This is a genomic window from Variovorax xiamenensis (assembly GCF_050916385.1).
GTDB lineage: Bacteria > Pseudomonadota > Gammaproteobacteria > Burkholderiales > Burkholderiaceae_C > Variovorax.
This window is the reverse complement of sequence record NZ_CP139038.1, coordinates 5,081,885-5,098,133: the sequence shown is the minus strand read 5'-3', so window position 1 is coordinate 5,098,133 and position 16,249 is coordinate 5,081,885. Positions and strand designations below refer to the sequence as shown.

15 protein-coding genes are annotated in these 16,249 nt (G+C 68.4%); 6 read left to right on the top strand and 9 right to left on the bottom strand.

The annotated features are described in order from the left end of the window. Positions 1-21: 21 nt before the first annotated feature. Positions 22-636, bottom strand: coding sequence for a hypothetical protein (locus SFB74_RS23265; RefSeq protein ID WP_432726657.1), 615 nt, complete (start codon positions 634-636; stop codon positions 22-24). Positions 637-824: 188 nt separating this feature from the next. On the opposite strand from SFB74_RS23265, the gene SFB74_RS23260 reads away from it, so the two are divergent. Continuing rightward, entirely contained in the window at positions 825-1,481 is a 657-nt protein-coding gene (locus SFB74_RS23260; protein ID WP_432726655.1) for a dihydrofolate reductase family protein, read from the top strand. A gap of 30 nt (positions 1,482-1,511) precedes the next feature. Here SFB74_RS23260 and SFB74_RS23255 read toward each other — a convergent pair whose 3' ends face one another. Both SFB74_RS23255 and SFB74_RS23250 read right to left on the bottom strand, forming a co-directional pair. Next, positions 1,512-1,976: a hypothetical protein gene (locus SFB74_RS23255; protein WP_432726654.1), complete on the bottom strand. Its 465-nt coding sequence runs from the start codon at positions 1,974-1,976 to the stop codon at positions 1,512-1,514. Positions 1,977-2,012: 36 nt separating this feature from the next. Next, positions 2,013-2,474 (bottom strand): MerR family transcriptional regulator, encoded by a 462-nt coding sequence (locus tag SFB74_RS23250; protein ID WP_432726653.1) that lies wholly within the window; start codon positions 2,472-2,474, stop codon positions 2,013-2,015. Between the two features lie 94 nt (positions 2,475-2,568). Here SFB74_RS23250 and SFB74_RS23245 point away from each other — a divergent pair, with 94 nt between their 5' ends. Both SFB74_RS23245 and SFB74_RS23240 read left to right on the top strand, forming a co-directional pair. Further along, positions 2,569-3,501 (top strand): NAD-dependent epimerase/dehydratase family protein, encoded by a 933-nt coding sequence (locus SFB74_RS23245; RefSeq protein WP_432726652.1) that lies wholly within the window; start codon positions 2,569-2,571, stop codon positions 3,499-3,501. A gap of 285 nt (positions 3,502-3,786) precedes the next feature. Further along, positions 3,787-4,671, top strand: coding sequence for a JmjC domain-containing protein (locus SFB74_RS23240; protein ID WP_432726651.1), 885 nt, complete (start codon positions 3,787-3,789; stop codon positions 4,669-4,671). 24 nt (positions 4,672-4,695) lie between these two features. On the opposite strand, the gene SFB74_RS23235 is transcribed toward SFB74_RS23240, so the two are convergent. Both SFB74_RS23235 and SFB74_RS23230 read right to left on the bottom strand, forming a co-directional pair. Further along, positions 4,696-4,986, bottom strand: a complete 291-nt coding sequence (locus tag SFB74_RS23235; RefSeq protein ID WP_432726650.1) for a DUF1330 domain-containing protein — start codon at positions 4,984-4,986, stop codon at positions 4,696-4,698. 135 nt (positions 4,987-5,121) lie between these two features. Further along, a complete protein-coding gene (locus tag SFB74_RS23230; RefSeq protein ID WP_432726649.1) occupies positions 5,122-5,667 on the bottom strand; it encodes a response regulator transcription factor in 546 nt (181 codons plus the stop codon). 307 nt (positions 5,668-5,974) lie between these two features. Here SFB74_RS23230 and SFB74_RS23225 point away from each other — a divergent pair, with 307 nt between their 5' ends. The 3 genes from SFB74_RS23225 to SFB74_RS23215 all read left to right on the top strand — a co-directional run bounded on the left by SFB74_RS23225 (position 5,975) and on the right by SFB74_RS23215 (position 8,396). Then, positions 5,975-6,958, top strand: a complete 984-nt coding sequence (locus tag SFB74_RS23225; protein ID WP_432726648.1) for a helix-turn-helix domain-containing protein — start codon at positions 5,975-5,977, stop codon at positions 6,956-6,958. A 57-nt stretch (positions 6,959-7,015) separates the two neighbouring features. Beyond that, a complete protein-coding gene (locus SFB74_RS23220) occupies positions 7,016-7,654 on the top strand; it encodes a Crp/Fnr family transcriptional regulator (RefSeq protein WP_432726647.1) in 639 nt (212 codons plus the stop codon). Positions 7,655-7,739: 85 nt separating this feature from the next. Continuing rightward, positions 7,740-8,396, top strand: coding sequence for a Crp/Fnr family transcriptional regulator (locus SFB74_RS23215; protein WP_432726646.1), 657 nt, complete (start codon positions 7,740-7,742; stop codon positions 8,394-8,396). A gap of 34 nt (positions 8,397-8,430) precedes the next feature. On the opposite strand, the gene SFB74_RS23210 is transcribed toward SFB74_RS23215, so the two are convergent. From SFB74_RS23210 to SFB74_RS23195, 4 genes are all read right to left on the bottom strand, one after another. Next, positions 8,431-9,213: a Crp/Fnr family transcriptional regulator gene (locus SFB74_RS23210; RefSeq protein ID WP_432726645.1), complete on the bottom strand. Its 783-nt coding sequence runs from the start codon at positions 9,211-9,213 to the stop codon at positions 8,431-8,433. A gap of 107 nt (positions 9,214-9,320) precedes the next feature. After that, positions 9,321-14,042, bottom strand: a complete 4,722-nt coding sequence (locus tag SFB74_RS23205) for a beta strand repeat-containing protein (protein WP_432726644.1) — start codon at positions 14,040-14,042, stop codon at positions 9,321-9,323. A 102-nt stretch (positions 14,043-14,144) separates the two neighbouring features. Further along, positions 14,145-15,548 (bottom strand): CsgG/HfaB family protein, encoded by a 1,404-nt coding sequence (locus tag SFB74_RS23200; RefSeq protein ID WP_432726643.1) that lies wholly within the window; start codon positions 15,546-15,548, stop codon positions 14,145-14,147. A gap of 28 nt (positions 15,549-15,576) precedes the next feature. Next, on the bottom strand, positions 15,577-16,197 hold the full coding sequence (locus SFB74_RS23195; RefSeq protein ID WP_432726642.1) for a hypothetical protein: 621 nt from the start codon (positions 16,195-16,197) through the stop codon (positions 15,577-15,579). Positions 16,198-16,249: the final 52 nt, after the last annotated feature.

The following is a 16,249-nucleotide window of genomic DNA, read 5'->3' as shown; positions in this document are numbered from 1 at the left end:
TGGCCAGCCGGTAGGGGCCTGTTATTGGGTGCCGGCGAGGAAGGCCCTGGCCCGCGCCAGCAGTTCCTTGGTCGCCTTCCTGGCCGGGCGGCGCTCCGCGATCTTCCCGGCAAGCCTCTCGACGATGAGGCGATGTTCCATGCCGAGGGCGATCTCGAGCAGTTCTTCCTGATGCGGATGGATCACCGTGTAGTCCCTGCCGACCTCCGCGCATCGTGACACGGCTTCGTCGAACAACTGCGCGAAGCGGCCCGGTTCGCTCCTGGCGCTCAGCAGCAGCTGGAAGAAAGCCCACTCCACCATGTGCTTGTCGTTCGGAAGTCCCTGCCCGGCCCAATCGAAGGCAATGGCCTGGCGCAGCAGCGGCTCCGCGGTCTTGGCATCTCCCGCGCGATTGAACGCGATGCCTGCGCGAACGAGATGGTTCATCGCCTGGCTGGGCTTGGACTGGTCGGCACGATGCTCGGCATCCGCCCGCTCGGCTGCAAGGCAGAAGAGCAGGGCGGCCTCGGCGTGGAGCTCCCGGTCCACGCGGTGATGCGCACGGGTGCCCACATCGAACGCCGGGAAAGGCGCGTCGGCTTTCTCCTTGATCAACGCGCGTGCGGCATCTCGGTCGAAGGTAGGCAGTTTCATTTTGGGGTGAGAACGGCTGGAGACGAATTGTCGGAATCGCTGTGCAGGCGTGCACATCGCATCCGATCGTAGTGCGTACTCGATGCCCCTCGATACTCGACACCTTCATGGATGAGGCCGCATTCGAAGAACCGATGCATATGGCCCCCGCGCTAAACTGCAACTCATCATTTGCAGGAGACGACTCGATGACCCGATTGCTTGTGCGCAGCTTCGGCGTTTCGCTCGACGGTTTCGCCGCCGGCCCGGACCAGAGCCTGGAGCACCCATTGGGCGTTCGCGGCCCCGAGCTCATGGACTGGTTCTTTCCCACGCGCGTCTGGCAGCAGATGCAGAAGACGGGCGAGACCAATGGCGAGACCGGCGTCGACAACCAGATGGCCGAGCAAGGCTTCGCCGAGATGGGAGCCTGGATCCTCGGGCGCAACATGTTCGGACCGGTGCGCGGTCCGTGGCCCGACGAGAGCTGGAAAGGCTGGTGGGGCGACGAGCCTCCGTACCATGTGCCGGTCTTCGTGCTGACCCACCATGCCCGTGCGCCGTTGACGATGAAGGGCGGTACCACTTTCCACTTCGTCACTGGCGGCATCCATGACGCGCTGGAGCAGGCGCAAGCCGCCGCCGGTGGGCGCGACGTGCGCCTGGGCGGCGGCGCGGCTACCGTGCGCGAATATCTGAAGGCAGGCCTGATCGATGAACTGCATCTGGCCGTGCGGCCATTGCTGCTGGGCAAGGGCGAGGCGCTGTTCGCGGGCCTCGATCTTCCGGCTCTGGGCTACAAGTGCGAGCGGCAGGTGGCGGGCGAGCGTGCCACGCATATGTTCCTGCGTCGCAGCAAGTCTTGACGGACTGCAGCCAGCCGGCTGCAAGGAGGCCTAAGAAAGGTGCTGCCTGAGCACTTCGGGCTCGATCGCCGGAGCCAGCCAGAGCTGCACTAGATACCGGTCCTCTCCCTCCAGCCCGTCTTCCGACAGCGTGTTCAAGCCGGAGCACGAAAGCCTGACCCTGTATGCACCGGGCTCGAGATCGAACCGCGCGGCATCCGGAAAGTAGTCCGTGCAGCCGGCCACGACCAGCGGTCCGGTCTCGATTGCCAGCGTGCCCTCGACCACATGATCGAATTCGTCGATGCCGTTCGCGGGTTCCGAATCCAGAAGCTCGAGCGTCACGGACACGTCCATGTTGCGCGCGGTGCCCAGACCGACCACGCCGGGTGCCACGGCGAGCATGCGCTCCACAGCCGGGTCGTCCCATGCATCGGAGAGGTCGCCTTCCGCCGTTTCGTCCTGCAGGTAGAACTGGAAGTAGTCCGCGAAGAGTTCGAGTTTGTGTGACTGCATGTTGTCGCTCCCTGCTCAATGAATCGATGACCGGTTTTACTGGCTTCCGTTGCGAACGGCGTTCCCGACTTTCGCTTTCGTTGCCGGCGAAGGGGGCGCCAGACGCATCCGCGAAAGCACGCGCTTCGCATTGGCCGCGCAATCCATGTCCTGCGGCTTCGCCTCGATCTGCTCCATCAGTTCGACCAGCTGTGCCTTGCTTTGAGCGAGCCGAGCCTGCTGTGCCTCGATCTCGTCCACCTTGCGGCGCAGCGTGTCGAGCAGCGCATGGTGTTCCCATTGCGCGAGGTCTCCGGGCAGCAGTTTGCGCAGTTCATCGAGGCTGAAGCCTGCCTTCTGCGCGGTGGTGATGAGCTGAAGCACCGTCACGGCATCGGCGGGATAGCTGCGGTATCCGTTGGCCTGGCGCTCGACGGCCTTGAGCAGGCCGACGCGTTCGTAGAAGCGGATGCGCGAGGGCGCAAGGCTCGTGCGTTGGGCGAGTTCTCCGATCTTCATGTGGGCAATGCTTCGTGCAAGGCGCGGAGTTTGACATTGAACCTTGCTTCAAGCTTAGTCTCGCGCCTTTACGCAGACAGAACGAGGAAGCCCGATGCAGACGATATTGGGAGCGAACGGCCAGATCGCGACAGAGCTCGCGCGTGAATTGCGGCGTAGCCACACCAGCGACGTGAAGCTGGTGAGCCGCCATCCGCGCAAGGTCGACGGCGCCGATGTGCTGGTGTCCGCGAACCTTCTCGATGCGCGACAGACCGCCGAGGCGGTCGAGGGCAGCAGCATCGTCTACTTCACCGCCGGGCTGCCCCCTGACACGCAACTGTGGGAAGCGCAGTTTCCCGCGATGCTGAAGAACGCCCTCGACGCCTGTCGCGCGGCGCGCGCGAAGTTCGCGTACTTCGACAACACCTACATGTACCCGCAGGACGATCGCCTCCAGACCGAGGAAACGCCTTTCATGCCGGTCGGGCGCAAGGGCAGGGTGCGCGCCGCGATGGCTTCCATGGTGCTCGAGGAGATGGCGCGCGGCGACATCCCGGTCCTCATCGGCCGGGCTCCGGAGTTCTACGGGCCGGGCAGGACGCAGAGCTTCACCAACGCACTGGTGATCGACAGGCTCAAGGCCGGAAGGACGCCCCGCGTGCCGGTGCGCGACGACAGGCTGCGCACGCTCATCTGGACGCCCGATGCGAGCCGTGCACTGGCCGCCATCGGAAACACGCCCGATGCGTTCGGGCAGACATGGCATCTGCCGTGCTGCGACGACCGGCTCACCTACAAGGAGTTCGTCGCGATGGCTTGCGGGGTGTTCGGCAGGGACGCCGCGCACAAGGTCATCGGCAGGTGGACACTGATGGCCGCCGGCATCTTCTCGAAGCAGGTGCGCGAGATCTCCGAGCTGCTGCCGCGGTACGGGCACGACAACCTCTTCGACTCCACGAAGTTCAAGCGGCGATTTCCGGGATTCGAGCCAACCACCTACCGGCAGGGGCTGGAGCTGATTCGCCAGGAAATCGGCGAAGCCTGAGCCGCCTCGGGCGGCCCCCGAACAGCCGCTCATGAAGAGAGGCTGCGGGAGCGATCGGACGAGGCTTGCGTGGTCAGGCAATGTTCAGAAATTCGTCCGAATATTGAATCCCAAAGCATTACTTTTCGTTCGCGGACTTGGCTCCCGGTCGGGGGTGAAAGCCCGCAAGGCGAACTGGAGGTTGCGATGTTCGTGACCAGCATGAGTCCTGTCGCAGCGTCGGCAACGACGTATCGGGTCTGGACGGATGATCCTGGCGGTTTCTCCACTCAGAGGATCGCGCCGATGCACCACAACTTCCACGAACATCCGCTGTTCCAGGTGCCCGAGCTCGTGAAGCTCGGGATGGAGCTGTCGAAGGTGGACCAGTGCAGGTTCATGGACCCGAAGAGAACGGTCTCGTCCTCGCTGGCGCACGAGGGGCGGCCTCCCGGCGGGCGCAGCTTCGAGGAGTTCTTCGAGTGCATGGAGGAGCCGAGTTCGTCGGTCGCCTTCTACAACATCGAAGTCATTCCCCGCTACCAGGCGCTGCTGATGTCGGTGGTGAACTCGATGCGCTCGCTGGTCGAGCGCGAGCAGCCGGACATCTTCAGGGTGAACGGATTCGTCTTCTTCTCCGCCCCGCCTTCGGTCACGCCCTTCCACATCGACCGGGAGAACAACTTCTGGCTGCAACTGCACGGCCACAAGACGCTCAACGTGTGGGACCACCGAGACCGCAGCATCGTGCCGGCCGATGCCGTTGAAGATTTCATCGTCACGCAGTCGCTGAAGAAGGTGCGCTTCGACGAAGCCTTCCTGCCGCTCGGGCTGGAGTTCGACGCGAAGCCGGGAGACGCCATCTACTTCCCGAGCACCTCGCCTCACATGACGAGATCACGGGTCGGCTCGGGCGACCCTGGCGATCGCCTCTCGATCTCGATCGGTGTGACCTTCTACACCGCGACAACGCGCGAAGTGGCCCGCATTCACCAGGTGAACAGGCTGATGCGCAAGTGCGGGCTGTCACCCTCGTATCCGAGAGAGTCGCCCACCGCGGATGCAATCAAGTCGGCAATAGGCGGCTTCGTCGGCGCGGGGCGTGCCCGGCTGGGCAGGGCGCGCGCGCGCTTCATCAACATGACCACGTCGCGGCGCCTGCGGCATACGCCGCCGCCGGGTTCCTACTGACGAGGAAACGCGGCCCCCGTCGGCTCAGATTCCTTCGACGATCCGCAGATCCCGCTCCGCGCCATCGCCCAGTGCGGCGAGCGCGGCCTTGTACTCGGGGCTGTCGTGCGTGGCGGTAGCCTGCTCGACGCTGTCGAACTCGATCAGCACGGTGCGCTCGGACAATCCGAATTCGTAGACCTTGGCGGGCAGGCCGCGTGCCAGGAAGCGCCCGCCGCCGGCGGTGATCGCAGGGGCTGCGAGCTTGGCGTATGCCGCGAGCTTGTCGGCGTCCTTGATGGCGCGGTATGCGCTGACCCAATAGGCTTTTGCCATGGTGATTTCTTTCTCTCGTTGGCTGGTGAAAGACGTAGCTTGCCCATTTCGGGAGCGGCTGTCTTTTCAGTGGCCATTCGAGGCGGTGCCGGTGCTGGTGCCCGTTCGGGTTCGTCCAGCCTCGATGCGGCAGCTTCAGCAGGCCGGAGAAACGCTTGCTCCATCCGCGGCAATCGACACCCCGTCGTCGCGCCCGGGCTGCCACGTCAGCAGCCCGCGCTGCATCGCCTCGCGCACGGCCTGCGTGCGCGAGTTCACGCCGAGCTTGCGGTAGACGCTCTTCACCTGCGCCTCGATGGTGTTGATGGAGCGGTGCGTCTCCTCGGCGATCTGCCGGTTGGTCGCGCCGCGCGCGATCATGCACAGCACCTTCAACTCGCGCGAAGACAAGGCGATGGAGGTCGTTTCGGGCGCCGGTTCGCCGCGAGCGGTGAACGCGATGGCGCCGAGGATGCCCTGCGCGGTGCGCGCCGCGGCCGGAGCGTCGCCGGCCTCGATGGAGTGCAGCAGCGACGCGAGCTGGACCTCGCTGGCCTGCGTGAACAGCTGGCACAGCGCGCCGGCCACCGCCACTGCATGGGCAGAATGCCCGAACCCGGGCTGGGGCGCGAAGGCACGGGGCGGAAGGCGGTCTGCGTACATGGGCGCGGCGACCGCCTCGGGAGCATGGAGGGACAGCATCTTGAAAGCGGAAAGTGGTGCCGGCCCGAGGTCGGCGGATCGCTGACCGGACCACCGGAAAGCGAGGTCAATGGTATTAATCGCCTCGCGCTCGCGCACCCGCTTTCGGGGGGCAAATGTGCTGCGGATCACATTCCGGTGCAAAGAGCCCGGTGGCCTTCGGATGGGCTCTGCCAGGGCCTGGGTTCGAATGCAGGGCGACTGGTCGGCGCCTGAAAGACCCCTCCGGGGGCGTGCCGTACTGCCAAACAGGAAAGTACGAAGAATTCATTATTCTGGCAACATCGCGCTCCCGACGCCGACGGCCATGCTGAACTTCTCCACAGACGACATCCGCCCTCAGGACCGCTTCGACCACTGGTGCGAGGTGCGTGGGCGGCATCTCTTCGGCGTCACCATCGAGCTCGACCGCGCGCGGCGCGAGGCCTTCCAGGGGCGGTTCGCCGCGGTCGCGGTCGGCGGGGCGACGGTTTCCGAGCTGCGCGCGTCTTCCTACCGGGTGAGCCGCACGCCGGCCGACATCGCGCGGGTGGCGGGCCAGAGCCTGTGCATCGGGCTGCAGGTGCGCGGCCCGGGGTGGATCGGCGTGGGCCGGGCGCCGCCGCAGCGCGTGCGCGAGGGCGATCTCGTGGTCAACCACTCCGACCTGCCTTATGCCGGGGTTCCGGAGCGCTCCGACGGCTTCGACTTCCGCACCCTGCGGATTCCGCTGACGCAGGAGCTGCTGCTGGGCGCGCAGGCCGAGGACCTGTTCGCCACGCCGATGGACACGGCCCTGCCTGTGGCGCGGCCGCTGATGGCGCTGTTCCATGCGCTGACCACGCGCCCGGCCGACATCTCCAACCCCGAGGCCGAGGTGGCGCACGTCGCGCGGCTGGCGCTGGTGTCGCGAGGGCGTCTCGCGCCGGGCCTGCCCGAGAGCCGCGCCGCGCTGCGCAGCGGTCTGCTGCATGCCGCGCGCGGCATCCTGTCGCGCGACCTGCGGCAGCCCGGCCTGTCGCCCGGCGCGGTGGCGCGCGAACTGGGCATCTCGCTGCGACAGGTGCATGTGCTGTTCGAGCCCACGGGGCAGTCCTTCGCCCGCACGCTCACTGCGATGCGGCTGGAGTGCGCATCGCGCATGCTGGCCTCGGAGCCGGGGCGTTCGGTCACCGACATCGCCTACCTCTGCGGCTTCGACAGCATCGCGACCTTCTACCGTGCGTTCCGCGCGGCCTACGAGATGACGCCCAACGACGCCCGCGCGATGGCTCGAGGCACTGCACATGAGGTGGCCGGCGAGCCCGGATGAGGGCGTTTGCGCGCATTGAGAAGACGCAGCGCGCGCCTTCGCGAATCATGCGCGCCCATGTACCTGCATCCCCTGACAGCCAGCCTGCCGACCGCAGAGCGGGCGTCGCTCGCGCGACAGTGCCAGCTGCGGCACTTCAAGCGCAACGAGACCGTGCTCGAGGTCGGCGAATCGACCGACCAGCTCTACTGCGTGGCGACCGGCCTGCTGCGCGTGGTGACGCCCGAGCGCGAGCACAAGCCCGAGTTCACGAGCGAGTTCATCCGGCCCGACGGCTTCTTCGATCTCCCGGTCCGCGAGGACAGTTACCGCGCCGAACAGTCGCTGGTGGCGGTACTGCCTTCATCGGTGTACCTCGTGCCAGTGGCGGCCATGCGCGAGCTGTGCGCGCGCCGCCCCGAAGTCGCCATGGCGCTGCTGGGACTCGTGGTCAGCCGCATGGGCATGCTGCGCGGCCAGATGCGGCGCGTGTCCACGCTGCCTTCGGAAGAACTGGTTCACCGCGTGCTGCACCAGCTCACGCAGCTGGCGCCGGTGCGCGAGGGAAGCTACGACAAGCGCATCTCGCAGTCGATGATCGCCTCGTACTCGGGCCTGTCGCGCGAGGTGGTCAACAAGACCATGCGCGACATGGAACACCGCGGCCTGCTGCGGCGCGACGCGCAGGCGGTGCACGTGGCTTGGCAGCCTGCCTGAGCCGATCCGATTCGATTCGATCTGATTAGCAGCCTCCCATGTTTGTGTGTTCCCCGGAAGTGGCCTTGGCAAGCACCATTCGGAGATGTACCTACATCCCCTGATGGCGAGCCTGCCGATGGCGGAGCGCGCGAAGCTCGGTGAATCCAGCCGCCTGCATTCCTACAAGCGCAGCGAAGTCGTGCTGACGGCCGGCGATTCCACCGACCAGATCTACTGCGTTGCAAGCGGCCTGTTGCGAGTGGTCACGCTGGACCATCGCGACGGCTCCGAGATGACGACGGAGCTCATCGGCCCCAACGACTTCTTCTTCGACCTGTCGATACGCGAAGACAGCTACCGCTCGAAGCAGACGCTCATTGCAGCCCTGCCTTCGTCGGTGTACCTGGTGCCCATCGCGGAGATACGGGCCCTGTGCGCCAGGCACCCCGAAGTCGCGCTGGGCCTGCTGGGGCTCGCGATGAAGCGCATGAGCACGCTGCGTGGCCAGTTCCATCGCATCTCGGTGCTTCCTGCCGAAGACTCCGTGCTGCGCGTGCTGCAGCAGCTCACGCGGCTCGCGCCCGCGGGGCAGCGGGGCTACGACAAGCGCATCACGCAATCGGTGATCGCGTCGTACTCGGGGTTGTCGCGCGAGGTGGTCAACAAGACCATGCGCGACTTCGAGCTGCGCGGCCTGGTGCGCCGCGACGATGACGGCGTGCACGTCGCCAACGATTTCGCGACGACCGACTTCGCCTGAAAAAAGCCCGGCAATCGCGGCCGGGCGTTCGCTTTCAATCTTCGCGGGACTCGCCCGCGCGCCGCACGCGCGGCATGTCGAAGAACTCCGGCGGAAGCATCGGGTCATGCTGCAGCGGCTCCGTCGCCGACAAGCTCTGCTCGATGGGCAGCAGCCCGCCGAAGTCGGTGGCGGCGAAGTCGGGCTGCACGTGGATGCCGTGCTCGTCGCGCCGCACAAGGCCGCGGTTCTCCATGTCGCGCATGGTCTTGTTGACCACCTCGCGCGATAACCCCGAATACGAGGCGATCACCGATTGCGTGATGCGCTTGTCGTAGCCGCCCGTGCCCGCGGGCGCGAGCAGCGTGAGCTGGTGCAGCACGCGCCCCACCAGGTCTTCGGCCGATAGCGCGGAGATGCGGCGCAGCTGGCTGCGGATGACGCTCATGCGCTTCATCGCGAGCCCGAGCAGGCCGATGGCCACTTCAGGATGCGCACCGCACAGGCGGCGGATGGCGGCCACGGGCACCAGGTAGACGGCCGAAGGCAGTGCGGCCACGAGCGTCTGCATGGCCTGGTATCGGTCCTCCGCGAAGGAGGGGCTCAGGAAGAAATCGTCCTGGCGGATGAAGTCGGTGGTGACGTCGCTGGCCTGCGGGTTGCCCTTGCCGTGGGCGACGACGCGCAGAAGCCCGCTGGCCACGCAGTAGATGCGGTCGGTCCAGGTGTCGGCGGCCAGCACGGTCTCGTTGCGCCTGAAGGAGCGCAGCTCGCAGCTGTGGACGAGTGCCGCCCGTTCTGCCGGCGGCACGTTGGCGATGAGGGGATGCAGGTACATGGCTTGCGCAATGCCCGGCCCGCGGCTGTCGATGCGTGCGAGGCGGGCGGAAAGAAAAGCCCCGGCGGGCGCGCGGGAGCGCACGCGCCGGGGCAGGGGGACGACGCTCAGCGGGCCGAGGCGATCGTCGACACGGCGGAGTTGCCCACCGCGGTCGCCGTCACCTGGTTGCCTGCGGCGCGCAGCGTGCTGCCGGCGGTCGCACCGGTGACGCCCACGCCGTAGTTCACGGCGGTGGCGGTCGCGGTGATGGCGCCGCTGTTGGTCTGGTAGTTGCCCACCGCGACCGTCGGACGGTTGGCCGCCGTGGCAGCCACGGTCACCGCGTTGGTGGCCGAGTTGCCGTAGGCCTGCGCGGCGACGGTGTTGTTGGTCAGCGCGGCGGTGCCGCTCGTCAGGCCGGGTGCCGTGCCGGCGCTCGTGCCGTTGAGCGCGACCTGGTAGGTGCCGCTCGCGCTGGCCGACACGTTGCCGGTGTTGCCCTGCGTGTTGAGCAGCGCCGCCGTGGCCTGCGTGGCGCCGCCGGCCGAGCTGCCCGCGACCGGCGAGGCCGCGGCGTAGCCGCTGCCTGCCGACACGTTCAGCGCGTTGCTGGCGGCGTTGCCGCGTGCCAGCGCCGTGGTGCTGTTGCCGTCGATGGTGATGCCGCTGTTCAGCGCCGCGGCCGTTGCCGGTGCGGTGCCGTCGAGCTTGAACGTGGCCGAGGTCGAGGCGTTGGCCGTCACGGCAGCGCTGCTGGACTGGGTGTTGTTCAGGCCCGCGCTCGCGCCGAGCACCGCCGCGCCGTTGAGCGCCACGCTGTTGTCGGCACGGTTGGCCGAGGCTTCGGCGGTCGTGCTGTTGCCGCTGATGGTCGCCGTGCTGTTGGCAAGGCCCGTCGTGGCCGCGGCCGTCTGGTCCTGGTTGTACAGGCTCGTCGTCGCGGTGCTGCTCACCGAGGTCGTTGCCGACTGCGCGTTGTTCAGCACGTGGTCACCCGTGGCGGTGCCGGCCACCAGCTGCGCGTTGGCGGTGGCGCCGGCCGGCGTCACGTTGGAGGCCTTCACGCTCAGCGTGTTGGTGACGTCGTTGATCACGCCCAGCGACACGTTCTTGTTGCCCGAGATGTCCACCGACGAAGCCGAGACCGCGCCCGGCGCGTACAGCGCCAGGTTCGAGCTCGCCGAGACGGCCGCGTTGCTCGACTGCGCCGACGACAGGGCCGAGGTGCTCGAGACGTTGGTGCCGGCCAGGCTCAGGCTGTTGGTGGCCGTGTTCGCCACCGCGCTGCCGCGCTGGCTGTTGCCGGACACGCTCAGCGTCGAGCCGGAGATGGCCGCGCCAGCCGTCGCGTCGATGGCGTAGGTGCCGTAGACGCTGGTCGTCAGTGCCGCCGCGCCGGTGACCTGCTGCACGTTCGACAGCGTGTGGTCGGCCTGCGCGCCGGTCGCACCGCCCGTGAGGCTGCCGGCGCTGGCCGTGGTCGCACCGCCGGAGGCGATGGTGTTGCCGGTGACCGAGGCGCTGTTGGCGGCGCTGTTGCCCGTGACGGCAGCATTGCTGCTGTTGCCGTTGACCGCGAGCTGCGAGCCCGTGACGTTGCCGCCCACCGCGACCGTGACGCCGCCCTGGTTCGGGATGGCTGCGACAGCCGACGTGCCGGGGATGGTGGCGTTGAACGGAACCGTCGCACCGGCCAGCAGCTGGCTGTACGTGCCGACGGAGACAGGCCCCAGGATGGATGCGGCCGCGGTCAGCATGCCGGCGGTGGCGCCGCTGCCCGTGGTCCAGCCATGGCTGGTCAGGTAGGCGATCTCGGCCGACGTGAGGGTCGAGATATCAACGACCAGCACGCCGCTGGTGATCGTGGTGGTGCCGCCGGAGGTATTGCCGCCCAGCGCATCGGTGTCGAACACCCGCGCGCCATAGCTGAACGGCGTGGCGGGCGAAGCCGGCGTACCCGGCGTGCCGGCCTGGCCGGCGAGCGCCTGCACCGAGGCGCTGCTGCCCTGCACGTTCTGCACCGCGCTGGAGGTCGACAGGCTGTTGCCCGCGAGCGTCAGGCCGTTGGTGGCGCTGTTGCTCGTGGCCGCGGCGCTGGCGCTGTTGCCGTTCGATGCCACGCTGGAGCCGGTGACGTCGCCGCCGATCTGGGTGCGGATCTGCGAAGCGGTCGCGCCCGGGCCGTCGCCGGAACGCAGCGACGCGGTCAGGCTGCCCGAGGCGTTCTGCACGCTCTGCACGCTGAAGGCTGCATCGGTGGTGGCGGTGCCGCCGTTGCTCACCGCGCGCGGCTGGGCCGTGACGGTCGCGAGCGTGTTGCCCGACACGTCGAGGGTGTTGCCGCCCGCGCGGTTGCCGTAGGCCAGGGCCTGCAGCTGGTTGCCCGAGGTCGCCACGGTCGATGCGGCGACGTTGTCCTCGATGGCCGTGGAAACCACGTTGCCGCCCGAGGCCGTCGCGGTGACCGAGCCGACCGCGTTCTGCACGCTGGTGACGTTGCCCACCGAGGCTGCGCCGGCCACGGTGGCGCCGGTGCCCAGCGCCAGCTTGGCGGCGTTGGTCGCGTCGTTGCCGTAGGCGGCTGCGACGAAGGCGTTGCCCTGGTTCGACACGGCGCTGCGGGTGACGTTGCCTTCGATCAGCACCGCCTGCGCGCCCAGGGGCGAGATGCTGGTGCCGTCGGCCACGGCGCTCACCGCGCCGGCGGCCGTCTGGTTGCTCAGCACGCCATAGGCCGCGACCACGCCGGCCGAGCCGGCGGCCGGCGTCGCCACCGAGGCGGGTGCCTCGGAGGGCGCCACGCTGGCGCTGTTGGCGGTCACGTTCAGGCTGTTGGCGGCCGAGTTGCCATAGGCCACTGCGCGCTGCAGGTTGTTGGTGAGCGCGACGGTGCTGTCGGTGGCGTGCGTGCCGACGTAGGCCGCGGCGGTCGAGCCCGCGAGCAGGGCGCCGACCGGCGAGGCGCCGTCGGTCACCTGCACGCTGGCCACGCCCGCGCCGGAGCCCACGGTGGTGCCGGTCAGCGACAGCGCGTTGCTGGCGCTGTTGCTCACGCCCACGGCTTCCTGCGTGTTGTTGCCCACGGTGAAGGTGCTGCCGTGGATGGTGTCGCCGCCGGTGCCGCGCGAATCGGCCATCAGGCCGACGATGGAGCCCACCGTCTGCGCCGAGACCGGTGCCGAGTAGTTGCCCTGCAGGCTGGTGATCGTGGCCGCGCCCGAGGCCCCGACGTTGCCGTCGGGCAGGCTGCCGCCGGACAGCACGGCATCGGCGCCCGACAGCGGCAGCGCGTTGGCTGCGAGCGCGAGGCTCTGGCTGGCGTTGTTGCCGTAGGCAGTGGCGGCCGTGCGGTTGCCCGTGACCGAGACGGCGCTGGCGTTGTTGGTGCCGTTCTCCGAACCGGTGATGGCGCCGACGACGCTCGGGCCGGCGATGGCGCTCACGCCGCCGTTGTAGTTGCTCTGCTGGTTGGCCAGAGCGGCGGTCGCGGTGAACGCGGCGGCATCCTTGCCGCTCAGGATCGCGTTCGAGCCTGCATTGCCGGTGGCCGAGGCGGTGATCGCGTTGTTCGCCACGGTGACCGCGCCGCCGTCCATCGACTGCGCAGCGGCGACGACGCCCGTGCCCTGCGTGGCGGCGCTGAGCGACACGCCAACGTTGCCCTGGCTGTTGGCCACGGCCAGATCGGCCGCGAGCGTGCTCGACAGGCTGCCGCCGTTGTAGGCGCCGGTGTTGACGGTGGGAGCGCCCGAGCCGGAGACCGACACGCCGTCGGCCAGCACGATGCGGTTGCCGGCCGTGCCGGCGGTCGCGCCGAGGGCTTCGTTGCCCGTGGCGGCGCTGGAGATGGTGTTGCCCTGGACCGAGAGCGAGCCCTTCAGCGTGTTGGTGCCGCCCACGGTGCCGCTGCCGATGGAAGCGATCACGCTGTTGCCGTTGGCCTGCGCCGAGTGCGTGACCGGCGTGGCCGACTGGTTCAGCTGCTGGTTGGAGACCACGGCCGAGCCGGTGAAGGCCGGTGCGCCGCCGGACTGCACGCCGATGGTGCTGTTGGCGGTGTTGCCCTTGAGCGTGGCCGAGACCGTGTTGCCGTCGAGCACAGGTGCCGCGGCGACGTTGTTGTTGCCGTCGGCGGTCAGCGAGAGCGCCAGGGCGTTGCCGCTGGCCGATGCGGAAGAGGCCGCGCCGGTGCCTTGCTGCACCGAGGTCGCGACCAGGCTGCCGTGCGCCGTGCTGCCGGCGCCGGCGGGCGTGTAGTTGATCGTGACCGAGCCGGGGGTGGTCGAGGCGTAGTCGACCGGCACCGTGCCGGAGATGGTCGACGAGCCGCTGTTGAGCGTGGTGCTCGCCGAGATGGTGTTGGCGGTGTTGGCCGCGCCGCCGCTGGAGAAGCCGTCGAGGTCGACGCGCACCGTGTTGCCGTTGGCGTTGCTGGAGACCACGCCGCTGTTCGTCTGCACGCCCAGCGAGGCCGCGCCTTCCGCCGGCACCGGGCCGGTGCCGCCGGCGAGCGACAGGTCGATTGCGTTGGTGAAGGCGTTGGCCGTGGCGGAGGCCTTCACGCTGTTCTGCGTGACGGTGTTGCTGCTGCCGGTCTGCGCGCCGTCAGTGCTGAGGTCGATGACGCTGCCGGAGGCCGTGGCCGTCACCGGCTGCGCCTTGTCCTGCACCGACTGCACGCTCTGGTAGGCCGTGGTGTTGACGGCCACCGCGGGAATGGTGGAGACCGTCGTGTCGGCGGCCTGCGCGCCACCGGCTACGAGCGTGGCCAGCACGGCAAGGCCGATGCTGCTGAGCGGCGCGCCGTTGGCACGGCCGCGCGGGTTCTTGCTGCGGTTCTTCTGCATGGTTCTTCCTTTGATGGATCTGGAAAAAAAGACTGGTTCGATGAATGGCGGAATGACGGATGCCGCGCCGTGCTGCGATGAAGACTTCGTGGTGCCTCTGGGTTACTTCCCTCCGGTTGCGTTCTCCTCACGGACCGGACGGGCCGGTCCACCCCTCCCCGCGCCCTGGACGCGGAGCTTGGCGATCTCCTGCAGGCCGGGGCCGTCGCGATGGATCGACGTGTCGGCCTTGTCTGGACGCCATGTGACGCTGATGCCGCCGGGCGCGATGCCGCGCGATGCGAGCGCGGTGGTGACCACGCCGATGCGCTGGTCGGTGAGCAGGTCGCGCTTGCCCGCGTCCCAGTTCTCGGTGTCGCGCGCGACCAGCACGACTTCGGTGGGCGCCTTGGCCGCGGCCGCCGCGATCTGGTCGATGAGGTTCAGCGTGCCGCCCGTGAGCGCGGCCGCGCCGAACTCGAAGGGGATCTGCAGGCTCGAGCCCGTGAGGCTCGCGCCCGTCTGGCTGGCCGCGTTGACGGCCTCGCCCTGTTGCACCGGGGCGCCCGCCGCGTCGACGAGCGGGTTGGGCACGGTGCGCAGCTGCTCGGCGGGCGTGAGGGTCAGCTCGCCGGTCATGCGCATGCCCAGGCAGGGATTCGGGTCGACCTTCGACACCGCCGCCACCAGGCGCACCACGCCTTCCTCGAGCGCGGCGCGCACGCCCATCTGCACCGGCTCCTGGCCCTTGGCGCCCACGTCGATGTCGTAGAGCTTGCTGCCGAAGAAGCGGAAGACGTTGAAGCCGACTTCGTAGCCGTTGAACTGCTTCGTCAGGCTGATGGTCTTCACGATCATCAGCGTCTTGGTGTCGACGATGCGCAGGTCGATGCCCACCGACTGGCTGAAGGTGCGCGCCTTCACGCCCACCTGGTTCACGCCGATCTCGGCGCCGCCGGAGTTGATGTTGTAGTTGAGCTCGGTGATGCCGCCCACGATGAAGTAGTCGGACTTGTTGATCGAGCCGCCGAAGTACGGCAGCCACGGCACCGTCTGGCCGCCGTTCGGGCCCGCGAGCTGGTGGGTGCGGCCGTCGCCGAGCTGGCGGCGATCGGCATAGCCAAGTTCGCGCTCCGCGATCACCGGGTCGAAGCGCTCGGCCACCTGCACGGCGCCGCCGAGCTTGCCCAGCGCCGAATACACCATGAGCGCGCCGCCCTGCGTGATGGCGTTGCCTTCGTTGATGCTGTACTTGCCGGTGTAGTCCTTCACGTCGCCCACGGTGATGACGATGGGCGGGCGCTGCGTGGCCGCCACGTGGTCGCCGAAGCAGGCGAGCACGGCTTCCATGGGCGTGACGTTCTCGCGCACGGCGGGGCCCAGCACCACGGGTGCTTCCTTCGGCGCCATCTGCTGCTGCGGCGCGACGACGCAGCCGGCCAGGCTCATGACGGCGGCGGAGGCGGCGAGGGCGCGCGACGCGGCTTTTCCGCGCGGCAATGCGCGGATCGACTTGAATGGAGTCATTCCTTTTTCTTCCCTGTCGGTTGGGTGGTCAGTTGAGTGCGCCGAAGGCGCAGGCCGTGCTGCCGCTGATGCTTGCGCTCTGGCTGCCGGTGTTGGTCTGATTGGAGTTCAGGGCCTGGCTCGACCAGCCCTGCACGTTGCTGGTGGTGGAACCGATCACCGCGGAGCCGACGGCGCCGCTGTTGGCCTGGCCGGTGCTCACCGTGCCGGTGCCTCCGACGCCGGTGCTCGAGTTGCCGGTGGAGTTGGCCGACGCGCCGCTGGTGCCGGGCGAGTTGGCGGTGGTGCTGTTGGTGCCCTGGTTGCCCTGCGCGGTCGAGGTGACGTCGCAGTTGTACTGCTTGCCTACGTAGTTGTTGGTGGTGTAGTTGGCCGCGCCGTAGGAGCCGGCTTTCTTGCGCTGGATCATGTCCTGCACCGCGGCCTGGTTGGCCTTGTCGGCGGAGGTCTGGAACTGCCAGGCGCTGTTCTCGCCGACGTTGTTGGCCGACGCGCATGCGCCCGCGACGGCGAGCAGCGCGCACAGCGCGGCGCGCGCGGCATTGAACGAAAAGGAGCGCGAAGCGAAGGAGGAGCGCGACGCGGCGGAAGGCCGGTGCGCATGCGCTGCGCGAGTGCCGGTGAAGGCCTGGGCAAGTTGGGTGGGCATGGGAATCCTGCGGAAGGAAATGGAAAACATGGGAATCGGGTGAACGCGATGC

Coding starts and splice junctions, on each gene's coding strand:
- SFB74_RS23260 (WP_432726655.1), top strand. CDS start 825: ATGACCCGATTGCTTGTGCGCAGCTTCGGCGTTTCGCTCGACGGTTTC.
- SFB74_RS23215 (WP_432726646.1), top strand. CDS start 7,740: ATGTACCTACATCCCCTGATGGCGAGCCTGCCGATGGCGGAGCGCGCG.
- SFB74_RS23255 (WP_432726654.1), bottom strand. CDS start 1,976: ATGCAGTCACACAAACTCGAACTCTTCGCGGACTACTTCCAGTTCTAC.
- SFB74_RS23220 (WP_432726647.1), top strand. CDS start 7,016: ATGTACCTGCATCCCCTGACAGCCAGCCTGCCGACCGCAGAGCGGGCG.
- SFB74_RS23250 (WP_432726653.1), bottom strand. CDS start 2,474: ATGAAGATCGGAGAACTCGCCCAACGCACGAGCCTTGCGCCCTCGCGC.
- SFB74_RS23245 (WP_432726652.1), top strand. CDS start 2,569: ATGCAGACGATATTGGGAGCGAACGGCCAGATCGCGACAGAGCTCGCG.
- SFB74_RS23265 (WP_432726657.1), bottom strand. CDS start 636: ATGAAACTGCCTACCTTCGACCGAGATGCCGCACGCGCGTTGATCAAG.
- SFB74_RS23230 (WP_432726649.1), bottom strand. CDS start 5,667: ATGCTGTCCCTCCATGCTCCCGAGGCGGTCGCCGCGCCCATGTACGCA.
- SFB74_RS23200 (WP_432726643.1), bottom strand. CDS start 15,548: ATGACTCCATTCAAGTCGATCCGCGCATTGCCGCGCGGAAAAGCCGCG.
- SFB74_RS23195 (WP_432726642.1), bottom strand. CDS start 16,197: ATGCCCACCCAACTTGCCCAGGCCTTCACCGGCACTCGCGCAGCGCAT.
- SFB74_RS23205 (WP_432726644.1), bottom strand. CDS start 14,042: ATGCAGAAGAACCGCAGCAAGAACCCGCGCGGCCGTGCCAACGGCGCG.
- SFB74_RS23225 (WP_432726648.1), top strand. CDS start 5,975: ATGCTGAACTTCTCCACAGACGACATCCGCCCTCAGGACCGCTTCGAC.
- SFB74_RS23210 (WP_432726645.1), bottom strand. CDS start 9,213: ATGTACCTGCATCCCCTCATCGCCAACGTGCCGCCGGCAGAACGGGCG.
- SFB74_RS23240 (WP_432726651.1), top strand. CDS start 3,787: ATGCACCACAACTTCCACGAACATCCGCTGTTCCAGGTGCCCGAGCTC.
- SFB74_RS23235 (WP_432726650.1), bottom strand. CDS start 4,986: ATGGCAAAAGCCTATTGGGTCAGCGCATACCGCGCCATCAAGGACGCC.